A 1,424-nucleotide genomic window follows, 5' to 3' on the forward strand; every position below is an offset into this window, starting at 1 on the left:
TGTTATCTTTACCATTTGAAATTGAATTAGTTCAAAAAAATGATTCAGAATTTATTGTTGTCTTGAAGAAGATTACTTAAATAATTAATGCAGATGTAGTTTACTGAGGAACAGAGAAGATTATAGTATAGGAATCTAAGTAACTTAATAAATAATCTAGATTTTTTAAAATATTGCAAAATGAACGAACTGAGGATTGATTTAGGTTGTGGCTCCTCGAAGAAAGAAGGAACTATTGGTATTGATCAGCAAGGGATATCTGGTGTCGATTATGTTTTAGATATTCAAACACAACCCTTGCCTTTTCTAAATCAAAGCGTTGGATATGTCCACTCTTCTCATTTTTTAGAACATATCGAAAATCCGATTTATATCTTTCAGGAAATCAGTCGTGTCTGTAGAGATGGTGCAGAATTAGAGTTCTGGACTCCATATACTTGGTCAAATTCTGCATTTGTTTTCGGTCATAAATCATTTTTAAATGAGGATCATTATCTTCATATGTGCGTGTGGCACCCTGATTTTTGGGCACAGGCATTGAAGGCGAGATGGTTACTTAAAGAAATTACTTACATTATTGAACCTAAAGCTTTAATAGATATATACAGGAATAAAATAAGCCTTGATTTTGCTTTAAATTACTACAAAAATATTGTTAGAGAGTTGGTGTATTTATTGAAGTACGTACTAACTATAAAGGTCACACTGTGCAGCCCATAAAAACCTTTTCTACTGATCGTTATGCAAAAAGGTATCCATTAAAAGAGCAATCAAAAAATACTTGGAATTCAATTGAACTTGAAAAAGCATGTAAATGGTTTTCATCACAGTGAACAAAAAAATATTGGGCAATACAGCAATACAATAAAACAATTTATATATATTGATCAAGATTGAGTGCATATTATGATAATAAAAATCCTATAATAACAATGAGATATTTTTTTAAAAATTTTAATTGACATATATTTAGATCTACCTTGTTAACTAATCACAAAAGACACTAACCATGAAGGCAACATGAACATACTAAATCAGTACATTAAATCAGCACCAAGCCCACAGAAAGCGCTTGACATTTTTAAAGGTGAATGGTCATCTAAGCTACCTGACAGCTTAGCAAAGTTAGAAGCTGGCTCAGCAAGATTGTTTGAAGATCCACGCATTGAGTGGTGTGCTTCTCAAATAGGAGGCTTTACAAACAAGAGCATCCTGGAACTTGGTCCTTTAGAAGCAGGACATACTTATATGATGGAAAGTCTGGGGGCGCAATCAATTATATCCATTGAAGCCAATACCCGTGCATATTTGAAGTGCCTAATTGTCAAAGAATTATTACAACTCAACCGCACGCGCTTCCTATGCGGAAACTTTGTGGAATATCTGCAAACAAACACAAAGCGGTTTGACATTTGTATTGCCAG

Annotated in this window: 1 protein-coding gene and 1 pseudogene; both read left to right on the forward strand. The window is 33.3% G+C overall.

The genetic code is table 11. The features are described from left to right. Nucleotides 1–180: 180 nt before the first annotated feature. A complete protein-coding gene (locus F6K23_RS40450; RefSeq protein WP_293166846.1) occupies nucleotides 181–720 on the forward strand; it encodes a methyltransferase domain-containing protein in 540 nt (179 codons plus the stop codon). Nucleotides 721–1,020: 300 nt separating this feature from the next. Next, nucleotides 1,021–1,424: pseudogene (locus F6K23_RS40455) on the forward strand (class I SAM-dependent methyltransferase); the annotation flags it as partial.

This window comes from Okeania sp. SIO2C9 (assembly GCF_010672455.1).
GTDB lineage: Bacteria > Cyanobacteriota > Cyanobacteriia > Cyanobacteriales > Microcoleaceae > Okeania.

What these genes read in the sequence shown, in the direction of transcription:
- F6K23_RS40450 (WP_293166846.1), top strand. Translation starts at nt 181, where the DNA reads ATGAACGAACTGAGGATTGATTTAGGTTGTGGCTCCTCGAAGAAAGAA.